The sequence below is a fragment of the Coprococcus comes ATCC 27758 genome, from assembly GCF_025149785.1.
In the GTDB taxonomy this organism is placed as follows: Bacteria; Bacillota; Clostridia; order Lachnospirales; family Lachnospiraceae; genus Allocoprococcus; species Allocoprococcus comes.
In genome coordinates this window covers 1,649,354-1,665,630 of the sequence record NZ_CP102277.1, presented here as the reverse complement: position 1 = coordinate 1,665,630, position 16,277 = coordinate 1,649,354, and the positions used below count along the sequence as shown (strand labels likewise).

19 protein-coding genes and 1 pseudogene are annotated in these 16,277 nt (G+C 40.0%); all 20 read right to left on the bottom strand.

Annotated elements, in window-relative coordinates:
• Nucleotide 1 precedes the first annotated feature (1 nt).
• A complete protein-coding gene (locus tag NQ556_RS08260; RefSeq protein WP_008370354.1) occupies nt 2-193 on the bottom strand; it encodes a DUF4177 domain-containing protein in 192 nt (63 codons plus the stop codon).
• 130 nt (nt 194-323) lie between these two features.
• Complete coding sequence (locus tag NQ556_RS08255; RefSeq protein WP_006857098.1) at nt 324-977, bottom strand: ABC-2 transporter permease; 654 nt, start codon at nt 975-977, stop codon at nt 324-326.
• Complete coding sequence (locus tag NQ556_RS08250) at nt 977-1,825, bottom strand: ATP-binding cassette domain-containing protein (protein ID WP_204575964.1); 849 nt, start codon at nt 1,823-1,825, stop codon at nt 977-979. Before NQ556_RS08250 ends, NQ556_RS08255 begins: the two co-directional genes overlap by 1 nt.
• A gap of 2 nt (nt 1,826-1,827) precedes the next feature.
• A complete protein-coding gene (locus NQ556_RS08245) occupies nt 1,828-2,199 on the bottom strand; it encodes a GntR family transcriptional regulator (protein ID WP_006857100.1) in 372 nt (123 codons plus the stop codon).
• Nucleotides 2,200-2,320: 121 nt separating this feature from the next.
• A complete protein-coding gene (locus NQ556_RS08240) occupies nt 2,321-3,232 on the bottom strand; it encodes a conjugal transfer protein (protein WP_008370364.1) in 912 nt (303 codons plus the stop codon).
• Nucleotides 3,233-3,247: 15 nt separating this feature from the next.
• The gene (locus NQ556_RS08235) at nt 3,248-4,255 is read right to left on the bottom strand and encodes a C40 family peptidase (protein WP_044998635.1); all 1,008 of its coding nucleotides are present in this window, start codon (nt 4,253-4,255) and stop codon (nt 3,248-3,250) included.
• A complete protein-coding gene (locus NQ556_RS08230; RefSeq protein ID WP_204575962.1) occupies nt 4,252-6,450 on the bottom strand; it encodes a CD3337/EF1877 family mobilome membrane protein in 2,199 nt (732 codons plus the stop codon). The genes NQ556_RS08235 and NQ556_RS08230 overlap by 4 nt, the downstream gene beginning before the upstream one ends.
• Nucleotides 6,450-8,900: a conjugal transfer ATPase TcpF gene (gene tcpF / locus NQ556_RS08225; protein WP_204575961.1), complete on the bottom strand. Its 2,451-nt coding sequence runs from the start codon at nt 8,898-8,900 to the stop codon at nt 6,450-6,452. The genes NQ556_RS08230 and tcpF overlap by 1 nt, the downstream gene beginning before the upstream one ends.
• A complete protein-coding gene (locus NQ556_RS08220) occupies nt 8,878-9,276 on the bottom strand; it encodes a conjugal transfer protein (RefSeq protein WP_003061368.1) in 399 nt (132 codons plus the stop codon). The genes tcpF and NQ556_RS08220 overlap by 23 nt, the downstream gene beginning before the upstream one ends.
• 118 nt (nt 9,277-9,394) lie before the next feature.
• On the bottom strand, nt 9,395-9,898 hold the full coding sequence (locus NQ556_RS08215) for an antirestriction protein ArdA (protein ID WP_006857105.1): 504 nt from the start codon (nt 9,896-9,898) through the stop codon (nt 9,395-9,397).
• A gap of 17 nt (nt 9,899-9,915) precedes the next feature.
• On the bottom strand, nt 9,916-10,419 hold the full coding sequence (locus NQ556_RS08210; RefSeq protein WP_006857106.1) for an antirestriction protein ArdA: 504 nt from the start codon (nt 10,417-10,419) through the stop codon (nt 9,916-9,918).
• Complete coding sequence (locus NQ556_RS08205; RefSeq protein ID WP_006857180.1) at nt 10,338-10,634, bottom strand: hypothetical protein; 297 nt, start codon at nt 10,632-10,634, stop codon at nt 10,338-10,340. The genes NQ556_RS08210 and NQ556_RS08205 overlap by 82 nt, the downstream gene beginning before the upstream one ends.
• A gap of 86 nt (nt 10,635-10,720) precedes the next feature.
• A complete protein-coding gene (locus NQ556_RS08200; protein ID WP_006857107.1) occupies nt 10,721-11,317 on the bottom strand; it encodes a VanZ family protein in 597 nt (198 codons plus the stop codon).
• 143 nt (nt 11,318-11,460) lie between these two features.
• Entirely contained in the window at nt 11,461-11,682 is a 222-nt protein-coding gene (locus NQ556_RS08195; RefSeq protein ID WP_003060793.1) for a hypothetical protein, read from the bottom strand.
• Nucleotides 11,683-11,796, bottom strand: a pseudogene (locus NQ556_RS08190) (DUF3789 domain-containing protein); the annotation flags it as partial. It lies immediately after the preceding gene.
• Between the two features lie 33 nt (nt 11,797-11,829).
• Nucleotides 11,830-13,026, bottom strand: coding sequence for a MobT family relaxase (mobT, locus tag NQ556_RS08185; RefSeq protein WP_204575960.1), 1,197 nt, complete (start codon nt 13,024-13,026; stop codon nt 11,830-11,832).
• Between the two features lie 183 nt (nt 13,027-13,209).
• A complete protein-coding gene (locus NQ556_RS08180; protein ID WP_204575959.1) occupies nt 13,210-14,604 on the bottom strand; it encodes an FtsK/SpoIIIE domain-containing protein in 1,395 nt (464 codons plus the stop codon).
• A gap of 64 nt (nt 14,605-14,668) precedes the next feature.
• Complete coding sequence (locus NQ556_RS08175) at nt 14,669-15,427, bottom strand: helix-turn-helix domain-containing protein (protein WP_117762155.1); 759 nt, start codon at nt 15,425-15,427, stop codon at nt 14,669-14,671.
• A gap of 98 nt (nt 15,428-15,525) precedes the next feature.
• The gene (locus NQ556_RS08170) at nt 15,526-15,909 is read right to left on the bottom strand and encodes a YdcP family protein (RefSeq protein WP_008370415.1); all 384 of its coding nucleotides are present in this window, start codon (nt 15,907-15,909) and stop codon (nt 15,526-15,528) included.
• 15 nt (nt 15,910-15,924) lie between these two features.
• Nucleotides 15,925-16,251 carry a YdcP family protein gene (locus tag NQ556_RS08165; RefSeq protein ID WP_005339720.1) on the bottom strand — a complete coding sequence of 109 codons (327 nt, stop codon included), beginning with the start codon at nt 16,249-16,251 and terminating at the stop codon, nt 15,925-15,927.
• Nucleotides 16,252-16,277: the final 26 nt, after the last annotated feature.

The following is a 16,277-nucleotide window of genomic DNA, read 5'->3' as shown; positions in this document are numbered from 1 at the left end:
GTTAATCTTCTTTTTCAAAAATTAAATCAATCTTTCGCATACAACCTTTTGCGTCAATTTCTGTAGGTATAAAACCAACATAGCGATACCCATTTTCTGCATAGCTATTTATAACTTCCTTATGTTTATCGGTGCAAAGGAACACAACACCTTTCGCAGTATAATCAATTTCTAAATATTCATATTTTTTCATTTTTCCTCATTTCCTTTCTCTTTCATATTTTCTCTACGCTTTTTGATTGCCTTATTTCTTAAAGGAATACCAACGCCCAATATCAATCCTACTACCAAAATAGTCAAGTCCATAAGCACACCTCTCTTTTCTAAAACTCTTTTTTCTTTAGTATTGTTAAGCTAATAAGATAGGAGATACCTAAAATAACAACTGAAAGCAATAAAAATAATATTATATATACTAGTGGTTCAAATTTAGGTAATTTATTTATTAAGACATATAAATCTATTCCTAAATATTCAGTAGTTTTTATAAGAAGCAGTCCTATAACAAATATAAATCCCATTACACCTATGATGGCAATTCTTCCTTTTTCTCCACCAAATTTCAAGATAAAAGGAAGCATGATTGATAAAATCAATAAAATAGTAGGAAATAAAGAACCTGCTGTTAAAAAAATTTCATTAAAACTGCCTGTTTTTGTAATACCAATAACAACTAAACTAATAACAGTTCCCAACAACAAAAACATTATTCCTGAAATCAATCCAAAAATATATTTTTCCAGTACATAATCTTTTCGTGTTATCGGTAAAGAAAATAAAAAAGCATTTCCATTATCAAATTCATCATAGCTAATTGAACTCAATGAGAATAATGCCCCCACAAAACCTAAGAAACCAATCGGAAACGAAGTCCCCGGAGATACTATTATCATTATTATAGATATAGCAGTAATAGTCATAAAGAAGTTTTTCTGTCCTTTCAGCAATTTAAAATCTTTAATCAATAAACCTTTCATTATTCAACACCTCTAATCATCATTGTTATTACTTCGTCTATATTTCCTTTTTCAATCGCCATTTGAGGATAATTTTCAGCATAATATTGTTTTTGATTAGTTAAACAACTATATCCATAGCTTTCTTTTTTTGTACGTAAAATATATTGTCTATCTAATTTGCAATATTCTTCTTCATCAACTTTAAGTAGTGCATAATCGCTTAGTAAAACATCAGTATCTTCGTGCATAATTACTTTTCCTTGATGTATCATATAAAGGTCATCACATAAAGTTTCTAAATCACTGGAAATGTGAGAACTAATTAAAATAGAGCGTTCTTCGTCTTTTTCTATAAAATCTCTTAGCATTTCTAACAATTCATCTCTAGCTATTACATCTAATCCCGCCGTTGGTTCATCAAGAATTAACAACTTTGCATTGTGTGAAACAGCAACTAAGACTTTTACTTTCGCTTTCATACCAGTTGAAAAATCTTTTATTCTTTTATTTCGTGGAAGCTGAAACTTTTTAACTTGTTCTATAAAAAATGATTTATCAAAATTTTGATATAAATTATCAATAATAGGAATAATATCATTGATTGTTAAATATCCACTAAAGCCAGAGTCCGAAAGAACTACTCCCAAATCTTGCTTGTCTTTTGCAGTAAAATCTTGTAATGACTTTCCAAGAATATTGATAGTTCCACTATCAAAGGAAATTAGCCCTAAAATAGCTTTAAATGTTGTGCTTTTTCCTGCACCATTTTGACCAATCAAACCAGTTACATGACCTTTCTTTACTTCAAGAGAACAATCAAGCGAAAAGTTTTCATAACTTTTTTTCAAATGCTCAATTTTTAACATATCTAACCCTCCAAAATTAACTCAAATAGTTTTTTTATATCTTCATCACTGATACCGTAACATCTGCCTTTTTGAATAACTCGTTCTAAATCACTTTCTAATTCCTTTTTCTGTTCCTCTAATAAAAGCTCTGTATTTGTAGCAGTAACATATGTTCCTTTTCCATGAATTGTTACCGTAAACCCCTCGTTTTCCAAGCTATCATATGCTTTTTTCACAGTTAGAGCACTTATTTTTAATTCTTTTGCAAGAGAACGAACAGACGGAAGATTATCATTTTCTTTTAATTTTCCATTCCGAATTAAAGCTTTAACTTGTTCTACTATTTGCTCGTAAATAGGTATCATTGAAGAATGGTTTATAATAATTTTCATCTCACAGCTCCTTTCTGTATAAACAGTATATAACAGAGTAACGCTGTTGTCAAGTGTTATATGGTGTTTGTACAGAAAGTGAAGCGTGCAAATCTCATTTAGGAAATGCACGCTATATAATTTATCCTACAATCTTCCAGTTACTATCCTTATGTAGCACAAGTTCATACTGCGATATCTGCGTCGCCTTTGTCTGATTATCAAGGAATTTCACGCCTACCTTGACTTTCACATTGTCCCCGTCCTTTGTAAAGATAGGGTTTACCAGTTCAGAATAAAGATAGTCCCTGCCGATAGGTTCAAGCACATTTCCCGATACATAATAGGCAAGCTCTTTTTCCGTAGCTGTCGGGTAGAGCTTAAAGAATGTTTCCAGAAATGCGGTAGCGTCATTCACGGTATCAGCGTCTACACTTGCGTCTGCTTCTGGTGTCTTAGGTTCATAGTCTGATTTTTCGATTGCTGGTGCAAGGGTAGGGTTCTGAATGATTACTATATCCCCGTCAGCGTCTACATGGACTTTTACGGTATAGGTTGCTTTCACATTGCTTGTCTGTTCTCCCTCTTTTATCTGCTGATCTACTTCGTAGGTAGCAGAAAAAGTGTCCGTTCCCGATTGTTCGATACTCCACACAATCACATCTGTAACTGTGGAGCTGGTCGGTATGTCGGTTCTAATGGTATCAACATTTAAGTCCTGCAATTCCTTTGTCAGATAACCGCTGATTGCCTGCGTCCTTGCTTCAATCGCTTCTTTACTGTTATTCCATGTGTAATAGGACTTCGCAAAGTTCTTCACGAAATTTTCTATCCCGTTGGTGTCCTGCAAGCGAAGCTTAATGATTTCTTTTTCATGGGTCGTGTGTTGGTCGATAGCCGTAAAATTCTTATATACCCCAAAGCTCACGCTTGCGATAAGCACCACCCACAACGCAATCACGGTTTTCTTATGTGTGCCTACCTTGACAGTACGCACCTTTTTTTCTTTTGGTTCTTTAATAGTTTCTGTCTGTTTCTTATTCTTCTTAAACATATTTTCAAGTCCTTTCTATTGTTTTACTCGTCCTGCACCGATTAAGTGCTGTTGCCAGTAACTACTGCTTAGGTCTGCATATCCTATCGGGTCGCCTGCATGGTACATCTGGTTATTTCCTAGATAAATACCGACGTGGGTTACATACGAACCAGCGTTATAGGTGGAATGGAAAAATACCAAGTCCCCAGCCTTTGCCTGCGAAAGAGGAAGATGTTGGGTAGCGTCATATTGCATTTGTGCTGTTCTCGGTAAAGAGATACCAGCTTTTCCATAGCACCATTGCGTCAGTCCCGAACAGTCAAAAGAAGTGTTGGGGTTACTGCCACCATACACATATTTCCAGCCTTGATATTTCAACGCTTCATTCATTACCTTTTGTGCCAGTTCTCCCGATACCTGCGGAACAGTTAGATATTGATTGACTAATTCCACATAGAACATATTTCCGTAACCATACCGCCAGCCCCCATTCTTCGCAACAGCTATCGGGTTGGTGTAGGTTACTTTCTTTCCACCCGATTTCTCACGGGCAAAATTTTCCGCAAGATTAAAGGTATGCTTTTTCCCGTTTCCAGTCACATATCCCACATAGCCACCGCCATAGTTATAGGACTGTATCGCTACATTCAAATCGTCGATACCTTGATTTTGGCAGGAAGAAAGCAGGGACGCAAAATATTTACACCCCTGCTTGATTGAGCTTTCCGTATCTAAAGAGTTGGGCGGTAGTCCCAGACTTTCTGAACTTTGCATAACATCTTCTGCCGTACCGCCACTTTCTACTTGAATGATAGCCAACAATACATTGACATACTCAGAGATACCGTATTCTCTGGCGTATTTTTCTACCATAGGCTGATGTTTCAAAACTTCTGCGGATAAGTTCATACCCGTAATGCCAGAAGAAAAGTTGCTGTTCTCGTCGTCGCTGTCCGCACTTATCAACACCCCAAAAAACAGCACCAGCGAAAAGAGGATAGGAAACAGACTGCCAATGATAGCGATATGTTTCAGTTTCATTTTTTCTTCTGTCCTTTCTTCGTTACAAGGTTACGGTTCTTCTCGGTATGTTCCGTTGTATGCTTTGATTGTTCAAAGGTCTGTGTTTTTGTGGTACGCTCTGTTTTGTAATTCTGGCGTGTTTCCTGCGATACCACTTTTTCTACATTCTGCCTATGTACTGGCTGTGCAGGTTGGGTCGCTTTTCTATCAGAAGCACCAGAAGATAGCGGACGCTCTTTGATAACATTTGCTTTGACTGGCTCACTTATCTTTGAAGTGGTCGCTGTGGCAGGACGTTTGACTTCCTGCATTTTTTCAGCACCCGTCTTTGAAACGCTTGAAGCTGTGGCTGGTCGCTCATGGGGACGGGTAGCTCCCGTTGTCGCTGATCCGTCAGCCTTTCGCTGTGCCTGCCTTGCTTCTTGTGCCTTTTGAAGCTCCATACGCTTGTCAGCGATATTCTGCCTATGCTGTTCCTGCTTTTCCAATCGTCCCGTCTGTCTGGACTGCTGTTCCTGCACCATGCCACGCTTGAAGTCGGACACGCTGGACTTTGCCTTTTCCTTTGCGGAATACACCGCATAAGCGGTCTGTGTCGGCATATCCTTGATGTTTTCTTTGACAGCATTTGCCTTGTCTTTCACTTTATTTTTCGTATCTAAGACAGCACCCACCTTTGAGCCTGCACGCTGTCCCATGCTGGAAGTGGTATTGCCCCGATTTTCTTTAGAAGCTGTATTTTTTCTTTCAGCTCTTTTGCCAGCAACAGAACTACCAGCCACCGCACCAGCAACACCACCAGCAGTAACCGCACCAGCAAGCCGTCTTTCCATACGCCTAGCCCTATGTGCCAAGTATAGATACGGTCTGCGGAAAATTCTTCGTCCCATGCTTTGACTGTCGTTAGCGTTCAAAGAGAACATACTCATTAAGTCGCCCAGCTTCATATAGATACCTGCGAAACATACTATCTGCAAGAACGCCACCATGAAAAACGGGTAATCTGTGGAAATGTTATAAAACATACTGGAAATACTGAACGCCACTGTTACAATGAGCGTTATTCCTGCCCGTGTCATTATGGTATTAAACACCCTTACGATTGCCTGCTTTGCCATGCTTTCATAGCTGGGTATCATGGAAAGTAGAAAGCTGATAGGTAAAAACATTGCAAAAATAATAAAAAGTATCTGGCTAAACAACATCATGCCCGTAAGCAAGAATACAAATATCGTTATCCCCAAGTTGAAGAACAAGAGGAAGAACACCATACCTAAACGGTTTACCACCTGCGGTATCGTCAGATTATTATTGTCGTTATCCTCGATTTCTATTTTCACGACTTCCTCTCTGGTCTTTCCGTCCTCGTCCTCTGGACTTACTGATACCAGAGCTTCCACACGGTCTGTCCCGATTTCTTCTATGTTGCTGTTACCGAATTGCAGAAGTAGCCACGGCTGTTCCACTTGAATAGAAAATAGGCTGTCCCGTATCAAGTCCACGCTGTCCTTGCCCTCGCTGTCGGAGTTGGGGAGCATGATTTTTGTTCCCAAGTCCAAAGAAGCGGTACTGATGTCTGATGAAAATTCATTTATCTTCTTGATGTAGTCGGGAGCGTAGGCAATAAACGAAGCGGACAGCACGAACACCACCACAAAGTTGATAACAGCGTGAAGTGCCTTGCTGGTTTCCCGTTTAATCAGTCCCGTATAAGCAACATACATTCCCACCACTAAGATAATGAGAAGCAGGAAACCAACATAGAAGCCCGTAGAAGAAAAGCCGTTCTCGGTTACACCTGCAAGGGTCTGTATGCTCTTTCCGATACTGTCTGCCATATCGTTAATAAAATCAAGTTTATAGGCTTCCTGCACCACATAGCCCGTGGCATTGCTTAAATAAAGGCTTATCGTCCAGACAAAGTTGGTAATGCAGTAAAGCCCGTACTGTACCGATTTTCCAATGCCGTCCAGCCAGTTCCACGGCAACCACGACCAGCTATTATCCACATAAAAATCAAGCTGGTAGTTAGATAGCGGATATTTTGAGTAAAGATTTTCTGCATTGATAGTATCGTCTACAAGTCCCGTTGCATGAGCCACCGTCCCCAAAAGTGAAAGCAGGATAAGGGAGAGTGCCACCACGAACAGAGCCGTTTTGAGAAAGTGAAGTATCCTCCTTTTTGTGAACGCACCTTTTATCCTTTCTTTCATCACTCCACCTCATTTCTCTGTACGGGCGGTCTGGTATCAAAGGCGTGTAGCAGTTCTTCAAAAACTGGGTGTATCTGTACCACACCGACACGCCCGTATAAGTCCTGCAATAAGCATTGTCCGTTCTCCAAATCACGAAGCCGTTTCTGGTTGTTTTCATCGTCCTTGTCGATACCGAAAAATTCTAAGGTCTGTTTTATCTCGTTGATGTCAGTAGAACGGAAAGCGAATTTTAAGCCGATATTGTTTTTCAGACTTTCCTTTGCCACGTCCCCAGAAGATTGTGTAACGAAATAAACGCCTGCCTGCATAGCTCGTCCAGCACGAACCAGCTTGTTAGAGAGCGTTTCTCCTTGTGCCACATTTAAGAACGCCCACGCTTCATCCAAATCGACAATCTTAAAAATACTTCTGTCCGAATGGATAAAATCAAGGGCAAAGGTACTAATCACAATCAGCATAGACACCGACAATAATTCAATAGTCGTGTATTCCTCAAAGGTCGTGTCCTTATCTGGCAGTACAAGGTCGGCTACTTGAATGATATTGAGCTGGTTATCAAGGCTGATTGCATTTTCCACCGTACCGTCTGAAAACAGCAGATGTGCAAAGTCGTAGTCCGTGAAGCTGTCGATATGGTCTGCGATATTTCTTGATATGGGCGTATCTTCACTGCGTAGCTCGTCTATCACATGGAGCAAGCCCCGACTGTCGCTCTGGGTAACGGAGCGTACCGCCTTACGAAGTACGGGGAATTTTTCGCCGTCCCTAGAGGAAATACCCGTAAGAAATGTTAAGATGTCGATTGCCAGACTTTCAGCGTCTTTTACATTCTTCATAATCACAAACGGGTCAAGAAGTCCTGCATTGTCCTTATCGCTGGTTAGGTTTACGATATTGATTTCATGGGCGATTTCTGGGAGCGTTTCTTTCCAGTTGCCACGCTCACTTTTAGGGTCTAACAGAAGTGCTTGACCGCCAAACAGCACCGCATAATATACCAGAAGATTATTGCAGAACGACTTCCCACCGCCAAGAGAACCGACAAAAGCAGAAGCAAGGGCGTTGGTAACTGTGCCTTTTACGCCCTGCGAAGCTAAAGACGGTTGCAGGTACACATTTCTTCCCGTATCAACGGAATAGCCCATATAGATACCCGTAGTTTCCCCTAACTGCTGGGTTGCTCCAAAGCCAAGTCCAGCTAAAAAATCTGATTTTACATACTGCACATAGTCATTGATATATCGCTTGCTGGCAGGAAGAAATTCAGAATGAAGCCCCAGCATATCCCCAGCAGGACGCACCAGCTTTACATTGAGGTCGTCGTAAAAGTCTTTGACTTCATCACAACGGCGTTTCAGCTCGTCAAGATCGGGTGCAGACACCCGTATCACGTAGCTTAACTTATACATACTTTCTTTGCTCTGGTCTAAGTCTGTTTCCAGCTCGTCCACGCTGTCTAAGGCGTCTACCACATTCGAGCTGGTTTCACTTCCTGCTTGATAAGCGTGATTGTCAAGGTCTTTCAATTCCTTTTTCTTATTGCGGACGGTTGTTAATGCTTTTCGATTTTCTACGATTTCTACATTCATAGAAGTATCAACGGGGAATGTGAATTGCTGTTGCTGGAAATAGAAGATTTCAGACGACGGAAAATCAAGCTCGCCGACAATCGCATTGACGGTAAAATAGGACACATAACTTTCCTTGTCCTCATGTTCCAATCGTAAATATCGCTGGCTTTCTTCAATCACACACCTTGTCGGACGGATAAGGTCATAGTATTTTATCAGCGTTTCTTTTTTATAGTTCTTCTTTGGTAGCTGATAGTCATAATCTTCATAAGCGATACCGTCCCTGCCGTAAAGATGTTCCATGAGATACCCAAAATCATTGATTTCCAAGCGACGCACCTTGAAGCGACGGGAGATTTTATTTTCCAGTAACTTTTCCATTTTCATGTAACGGTTGATTTCATCATTCGGCATGGAAACAAAGTCATTCATCAGCGTGTGGTTCACTTCATGGAGAAACTCTTTGAATGTCAGCCACGCTGATTTTTTGATGTTCTTCAGATTGAGCTGTTCTTCTGTAACCATGAGCTTAAAGCCAAGAAAAAAGCGGTAGTCCACTTGATTATCCCCAATCATTGATACTAACGCTTCGGTCTGTTCGTCTATTTTCTGATAAGCAACTTCCTTTAACTTCCCCGTAACTAACTTCTTTGACTGCTCCTGCATACTTCTAATAGAGCTTTCCGTGGCAACCTGCAACGCATGAATTTTACCCTCACGGGACTGTGCGATAAGCTGGCGAAAGCTATCATGCACGATAAATTTCTGCTCTGCGGATAGAAAAGAATAATTGTACGGTATCAGCTCATAGTAAGCGAACACCTCATTGTCCTTGTTCCAGACAAGGTTGTTGTCAATATATTTTATCGGGAACATAGTTCACACTCCTTACTGCCGTGATTGTTTCATTGAGTATCTGCTTATGCAGTTTTACGGCTTTTCCTGCATAAGTGATTTTTGGTCGCAGGGCATAGGTTATCTGTGATTTCAAAAAGCTGTACGGCTTCTTTCCGTCAAAGGTTTTCTGCGACATAAACCAAGTGAGAGCAACAGGAATACCGAAGTATTTGAGAAATGCTCCCTCAATCATGGAAAGTGGAGGAATATCCCCAAACAGAATGATGATAAATTCCGTAATCACAAACCATGTAATCTGTGTAAAAGTAACGGGAAAGGGTAAGTTAAAATCATTGATTGCATACAAGACTTTTTCCACGTTCCAGATACCCGTATAAGATTTAATCTTTTTCAAGTTCTTTCAGCTCCTTTCGTAAGTTCTTCAAAGAGAAAAGGACAGCCATTTTCAGACTGTCCCTTAAAAGAGAAATACGCTGTCAGTAGCAACAATGCTTGTCGCTGATCTTCCAGCGTTAGTATGGTATCTCGCACATACCTCGGCTTGTTTCAATAAAGCAACCGCCCATATCCAAATCTCGCCCGTAGGCTTCATAGTCAATGTAGTTCTGTAAGCTGGGTGGAATATCCCCTAGTGCCTGCAATTCGTCTATGTAGTAGTAGGCAATATCTGTCATGGTTTCACAGTCGGGATAATAATAAATATCGTCCTTGTGTTCCACAACTTCTTCCAGCGTCCCATAGTGACTGATAAATTCGTCCAGACACTCTACAATATAGTCGGGAAGTTCCTCTATCATTTCATACATCTCATTGAGTTCTTCAATGGAAACATACTCGCCAATCGCAATGGGGAAGTTGTCGGTATCATGGATAGCGTATTCCTCATACTGTTCATTCAAGCCGATTTTTTCTTTTACATCTTCCTCGTCAATAGGAAATGTGAACCAAGCACCGACTAAATAGCCCTCATTGTATTTGCCAAGATTAGCAATGTAAACCGCCATATCATCAATCATAAGCACCACCTCATTTCCTACTCTGGCAGTTCAAAGATACCGTGTTCTGTTACTAAAAATTTCCCGTGTTCCTGCAAGTGAGAAGCATAGGCTTCAAAGTCAAAATAGTAGGCTTGACAGTCCTCGGATAAATGTTTGAACGTCGGGTCGTTCATCAGCTTTTGCTTTGCAACATCTATCATGCTTTTGCAGTTGGGATAAACCGTAATCACATTCCTGCAAATATAAAGTGCTTCTAAATTTTCAAACACCGTAAGTAGTGATACATATTCTTCCTGCATATCACTTGAAAGCTGGCGGTACATAAAATCTAATTCGTTGAGCTGGTACACGCTTGTATGTTCGTGGACTTCATCAGCATAAGGCAACACCTTTTCGATAATACGGTAATCCCCACTTTCTGCACCGACACCTAACTTTTCTTCAAACTCGGCAACATCTATCGGCAGTTCAAACCAGTATGATATTGTTTCTTCGCCAGTTGTTCCTCTCGTTTCCACCAGCACCCTTGTTTCCTGCATTGTTCCTCACGTCCTTTCTGTTGTTTCATCACATCTTTTAAGGTCTGGTACGACATACCAAACACATACTTTGAAAAATCTTCTAACTGTCTTTCTTCATAATTGGCAGGGTTCAGTCGTTTCATTTCCTGCCACACCTTACGCTTGTAAGAGGGCAGGTCAGAAAGATAATCGCAACCGACTTTTACCTGCATATCCTTAAAAACATCGTTCATTTCATCACTCCAATCTGAAATTTAGGTACGAAAAAAGCAGTCAATCCTAAGACTAACTGCTTTTTGTGTAAATATTTTTGTTAGCACTAGAGAAAAATTCTCCAGTTGAATAATAGAAATTCTCCTAAAACTGCAAGAGTTAAATATACAATAGGTTCTAGTTTAGAAAGAGAAATAGATTTATGGTTAATATTTTTAAATAACCTTTTTGTCAATTTCCAAATAAAATATCCAATAACTGCCCCTAGCGTATTCATCATTAAATCATCAATATCTGTATTTCTCCGATTGAATAACTGGCAAAGTTCAATGGATAATGAAAAACCGAAGCCTATCATAAAAATTTTCAGAGGATTTCTGTATCGTTTCCAAATTAAAGGAATTAAAAAGCCCAGAGGTAAAAACATTATAATATTTAAAACATAAGTCATTATCCCCTCAGACTGAAACGGTAATAAATTGATTTCCTCTAATCTTATAATCGTATCATAATGTCCAATATCCCAAATACTACCTATACCTGCAACAGAGAACGTCAAGTAGATATATAACAGAAAAATATATACCCATACAAAATGAATTGCTTTGTTTTCTTGTTTTTTGTTTTGACGCTTGCAAATGATAAGCTGGTATAAGGAACAAGGAACTATAATACATAGCAAAGCATAAATTGTAGATAACATAGTAATCGTCCTTTCACAGTAATTTTAAATAAAATGATACAGTAAAAATCTTAAAAAGCACGAAAGAATGTATTTTGTTTTTATGAAAGATTTTATGTTATCATATCATTTTTTGCTCTGCAATTAAAGATAATTTCAATATTTTATGCACCGATAATCTTATTGAACAGCTCTAACAGTACATCTTTCACACCGCCAGCATTGAATACCAAGCCGACAGCAATTAAGGCAACTACCAAGAAGCCGATAAGTTTGGAAAACTCACGCTTGAAACCTAAGTAGATACCGATAACCACGATCGACATAAGCACCAAGCTCTGTGCATTTGATAAAAACCATTGATACAAATTTTGTCCGAAATTCATTTAATTGTCCTCGCTTTCTTTTAATTGTTTCATTTCATAGTCAGCTTCTTTGCCGACATTCAAAATACACATCAAGACTACGCCGATACCCATTTCCATAGATACCAGCAGGAAGTCTTTTAATAATACCCACATTTTTTATCACTCCTAACTTTCCACCAAATCTTTTGCAGGGGTCGTCTGCTGTTTGATTATCATTTCATGCTTTTCTGTGAGCTTTGCCTGCTGTTCGATTGTTTCCATGTAGTCTGTACCGTTTCCTTTATCAATCTTTTTCAGCATTTTCAAGGTCGGTGCTACCTGCCGTTGTACCCACCGCAATGTACGGTCTAAGGTGTAAGGCTCTGGCTTTGTCGTCAGCTTCAAGCTCTGTCTGTTATCGCCGATAAACCAAGCCCAGCGGTCATTGAGTTTCCAGTCATTTTTTCGCTTGTCTGGTTCTTCATCAACAAACCTCACATACTGGTTGATGATAGAAAAGGCAGTCTGCTCTGCGTCATAATACGTCAGCAAATCTCGTACTGCATAATAAGCTCGTTCATTCCGAAGTCGTATCTCAAAACGGTTGATAATGTCGGCTTCTTCAAGTGGCGTCCCCAGCTTGACGTACTGTTCATAGTCTTTTTCATAGATACAGAAATACACATCTGATTTCAGCGAACCAAGATAAAGGGTACGTCCCATATATTCTCTGTCGTCCTCTCTGTGCTTGATAAGCTCGCCAGACTGATAAAACCTATAGCTTCTGGACTTTCCGATATATTCCCGTTTCCTGCATTTTTCCGCAAGCTCTGGAATATCCAAAATGCCCGTATGATCGTTGATAGCTAGGTCGATACGCTTCATCACACCACCGTCTACGAGTGCGTCCATGAGAAAGTCATACCAGCTTCTTTGTTGTGCCAGCAGGTAACTTTCAAACTGCCTGCAACCACGCCCCTTTAACTCTAAAAGGACACCTTTTTCTTCGTCAGCCGACGTATAGATAAAGATGTCCCCTAAAGAATAATGCTCCGTATAGCTGTAATGTCCGTAATCTTCATGGAGCATATAATTGATATTCAGTTTTAATATGTCTTTGATGATGTGCTGTATATCCAGCGTGGGAAAACGAATTTTCACATAATCAAACAGCATAGTAAGCGGTGCTTCTGGATTGAACCTTGCCAGTTCTTTATGCAAAGTTTCCAGAAGTTCCTTTGACGGCTTCATTTTTCCGCTTTCTATCTTGTTGAGATATTCCCTTGTGATACCAGAAGCCACCGCCAGCCTGCCTTGCGAGATACCGTAAACAACCCGTTTCTCCCGTAATTCTTTTATCCATTGTTCTTCATTCAGAACCATACCCCCAATCTGTCAAGTGTGAAGTTTTTTAAGGCGACTTCACAACCGATTTTTGCTAGGAAATCATGCCAGAAGCCTTATGTTTCCTATGTTTTTTGTCTATTGTCTATTTGCAAACGTACCCCTCTGTTAGATACCGAGGGGTTTTACCTGCTGGCGTGGCTTACGCCACACCAGCAACGGCTAGTCCGTGCCGTCGCCTTTCGCTTCGCACGTCGCCGTCCCGTCCTGCCTTGCTCGTGCAAGAGAGCCGATAGTCTGCAAAAAATCATGTCCTTTCGGGACTAAAGGCGTGTAAAATTCGCTTATCACGCTTGTTCCCACATCACAATAGCCACGCCCCTTGATACGCTTCTGGAAAAACTGCTTTTTCACATCTGAACCAAACAGCATACCGTAACCTAATTCGCTGATACGCCCCAACCCCACACGGAAATTGAAGTTATCTCTGATACCGTCGCTAAAATACTTTGCGTCTGGACGCTGGCAGGCAACGATAAGGAAATAACCTGCTTGTCGTCCTAACATAACGATTTTCTTTAACTGGCTAAGTAAGCTCACGCTTTCTTTCGTCCCCAGCATTTCAAAAAATGCCACATATTCATCAAAGATAAGAAAGCAGGGTGGAAGTCCCAGATAGGCGTAGTTTTCGCCCGTTTTATAGTTCGGGTGTCGCTTCATTTCCTCACTTCGCTGTACCATGCCCTCATAAAAGGCATTGACGCAATCTATCATTTCTTCTTTGGTGTGATACACATTTCCCATAACTGTCCCTAAGTCTGCAAGGTCAGCGTTCTTCGGGTCTAAGATATAAAGGACAGCGTTAGTATGCAGTAAGGCTTCAATGAGCGTCAGCAGAAAATAGGTTTTACCGCCACCAGTCCCACCAGCAATCAGAGCATGAGGGAGTGCGTCATATTCCCAGACAAGATTTTTCATCAGTCTAAGACAGCCGTTTTCTGCCCGTACTTCATCAATGGTAATGCGGTTCGCTATCATATCATAAAGCAGGGTATATTCGATATAGCCGTCATGCAGGGTCTTGTCGGTCAGCTCACAATACAAGCCACTTTCCAATTTATCCTCTAACCGTAAAAGCTGGTCTTGATATTTTCCTAATGTGATTTCACATCGGATATGAAGCAGTCCCTTTTCCATTTGATAATAAATCTTTGGAAACCAGACGATTTTTTCCCTTGATCTGCTTTGCAGGTCAGTAAAAAAAACGCTGTCTTGTATGGTATCGGTTTCATACCACTTATTTTCCAGTATCATTCTTGCCAGCTTTTGACGGTGCAGGAGCTTCTTGAAACTGTCGTAACAGAATCGGTAATACAGAAAAACGACCAATGCACAAACACCAGTCGCTATCAGTATGGTTATGAAGTTGTAAGGGGAGAGCGTCAAGCCGTTTTCTAACAAGCTGAAATGCTCCCAATCGGTACGCATGAGCTGTTTTATATTCAGTAGCAGAAGAACCGCCACGAATATAAACAGAAGCGTTCCTATGGAAAAATGGTAGACAAGGTGCTTGTCGCTGGCTCTGATACGGTGTCCTTTGTTCCAAATCTTACGCATAAATCAATCACTCCTTTCTGGGTAAGAAAAAAGCAGTCAATCCTAAGACTAACTGCTTATATCATTATTCGTGTTTTTTCCCAACAATATAGGTTGTTACTAACATTCCTATCAGCAAAATAATTATAGCTGGATATTTTACAGTATTCCATAATGAAATGCCACCAACTAAAAAACTGATATAGCAAATAATAGGATATAGAATAGCAGTTCCTAATGTAAATACTCTAAATACTGTTAATACATATCCCCAGTTTGCATTATTAAAAGATAGCCCTGCCATGTGTATTCTGAAAATTCCTTGTGATACAAAATTAACTTTATTTGTATCATAATATGTCGGTAATAATTCTTTCGCAAAAATGCAAAGCCAACTTGCAAACAAAAGCATTAACAAAGATATATACAAACTATCTCCCATTTGTTCTATGGAAATTCCAGAAACAGTTAATAATATTGCCTCTATAACTACCACACCGATTGAGATAAGAAATGCAAATATCCAGTTCTTTTTTCGTTGATGAATTGTATCACGCAACGACAAGTCTAACGAGTTTACAACAAGAGTTTCTACCACATCACTATTTAATGTCTTGTTCTCTTTTAATTTTTCTCCTTGTAAAAGTTCTGTTACTGTAATACCAAGTATATCAGCAATAGGGATAAGTAATGTAACATTTGGCATACTGTTTCCACGTTCCCATTTACTAACTGTTTTATCCGACACAAACAACTTATCTGCTAAGTCCTTTTGTGTCATTTGTTTTTCTTTTCGCACTTCGGCTAAAAATTGTCCAAATTTTTCATTGTTGATTTGATACATTTGTGCCACCTCCTATCGTTATTTTAACCATTTACGATAAGGTAGGCAATCTACTAACGGGAGAGTACCTCTATTTTTCTAACTTATGAGGAGAATTTTTATTTTTTCGGCTGTCCCTGCGGTGTATGGTTCTGTGGACTTCCTGCGTTCTGGTTTCCTTTATTCTTCAATACAATATCCTCTGCCTTTACATACCAGTCCACATCTGCACCCGTATAGGTCTTTCGTGATACCGTATCGGCTACGGGATTGACAAGCTCCACAACTGCATTGTACGGAAATTCCCTTAACGGTACTTCTGGCGGTATAGACACGGGGATAATTCCACCATGCAGACTACACTTCAAATCATAGATACGCTTTTTAAGCTGGGTACTCGGTGTCCCGTCCTCATTCTGTAAGAACACATCACGCACTGCTGTAAATTTTAATTCTCCAAATGTTTTCTCTTTGTCAATAACAAATCCGTTTGATAATCTCATAACTTCTTCACTCCTTTACTTTTCTTCAACTGCTACAATATCATCAGCAACTAATACATAATCGGTATGTCCCATATCCCCGATTGCGTAACCTCTGCCGTATAACTTCGGATTGACAAGTTTTACTTTCTGCTCATACTTGAACTTCTTTTCGCCAGCCTGCACGGGAATTTCTACCACAACATTTTCGCCTTTCTGTACGTCGGAATAAAGGTTATAGCTTCGTCTGGCTAAGACCCTGCGATTATTTTTATCTCTTTCAAAGACTGGCTCGCTTTCGCCTGCAAATTCAAGAGTTCCAAAAGACTGTGCCATATCTGGCACGACATATTTCATTTCCATATTGTTTTACCTCGTTTCTTTCTATA

Coding starts and splice junctions, on each gene's coding strand:
- NQ556_RS08260 (WP_008370354.1), bottom strand. CDS start 193: ATGAAAAAATATGAATATTTAGAAATTGATTATACTGCGAAAGGTGTT.
- NQ556_RS08255 (WP_006857098.1), bottom strand. CDS start 977: ATGAAAGGTTTATTGATTAAAGATTTTAAATTGCTGAAAGGACAGAAA.
- NQ556_RS08250 (WP_204575964.1), bottom strand. CDS start 1,825: ATGTTAAAAATTGAGCATTTGAAAAAAAGTTATGAAAACTTTTCGCTT.
- NQ556_RS08245 (WP_006857100.1), bottom strand. CDS start 2,199: ATGAAAATTATTATAAACCATTCTTCAATGATACCTATTTACGAGCAA.
- NQ556_RS08240 (WP_008370364.1), bottom strand. CDS start 3,232: ATGTTTAAGAAGAATAAGAAACAGACAGAAACTATTAAAGAACCAAAA.
- NQ556_RS08235 (WP_044998635.1), bottom strand. CDS start 4,255: ATGAAACTGAAACATATCGCTATCATTGGCAGTCTGTTTCCTATCCTC.
- NQ556_RS08230 (WP_204575962.1), bottom strand. CDS start 6,450: ATGAAAGAAAGGATAAAAGGTGCGTTCACAAAAAGGAGGATACTTCAC.
- tcpF (WP_204575961.1), bottom strand. CDS start 8,900: ATGTTCCCGATAAAATATATTGACAACAACCTTGTCTGGAACAAGGAC.
- NQ556_RS08215 (WP_006857105.1), bottom strand. CDS start 9,898: ATGATTGATGATATGGCGGTTTACATTGCTAATCTTGGCAAATACAAT.
- NQ556_RS08210 (WP_006857106.1), bottom strand. CDS start 10,419: ATGCAGGAAACAAGGGTGCTGGTGGAAACGAGAGGAACAACTGGCGAA.
- NQ556_RS08205 (WP_006857180.1), bottom strand. CDS start 10,634: ATGAACGATGTTTTTAAGGATATGCAGGTAAAAGTCGGTTGCGATTAT.
- NQ556_RS08200 (WP_006857107.1), bottom strand. CDS start 11,317: ATGTTATCTACAATTTATGCTTTGCTATGTATTATAGTTCCTTGTTCC.
- NQ556_RS08195 (WP_003060793.1), bottom strand. CDS start 11,682: ATGAATTTCGGACAAAATTTGTATCAATGGTTTTTATCAAATGCACAG.
- mobT (WP_204575960.1), bottom strand. CDS start 13,026: ATGGTTCTGAATGAAGAACAATGGATAAAAGAATTACGGGAGAAACGG.
- NQ556_RS08180 (WP_204575959.1), bottom strand. CDS start 14,604: ATGCGTAAGATTTGGAACAAAGGACACCGTATCAGAGCCAGCGACAAG.
- NQ556_RS08175 (WP_117762155.1), bottom strand. CDS start 15,427: ATGTATCAAATCAACAATGAAAAATTTGGACAATTTTTAGCCGAAGTG.
- NQ556_RS08170 (WP_008370415.1), bottom strand. CDS start 15,909: ATGAGATTATCAAACGGATTTGTTATTGACAAAGAGAAAACATTTGGA.
- NQ556_RS08165 (WP_005339720.1), bottom strand. CDS start 16,251: ATGGAAATGAAATATGTCGTGCCAGATATGGCACAGTCTTTTGGAACT.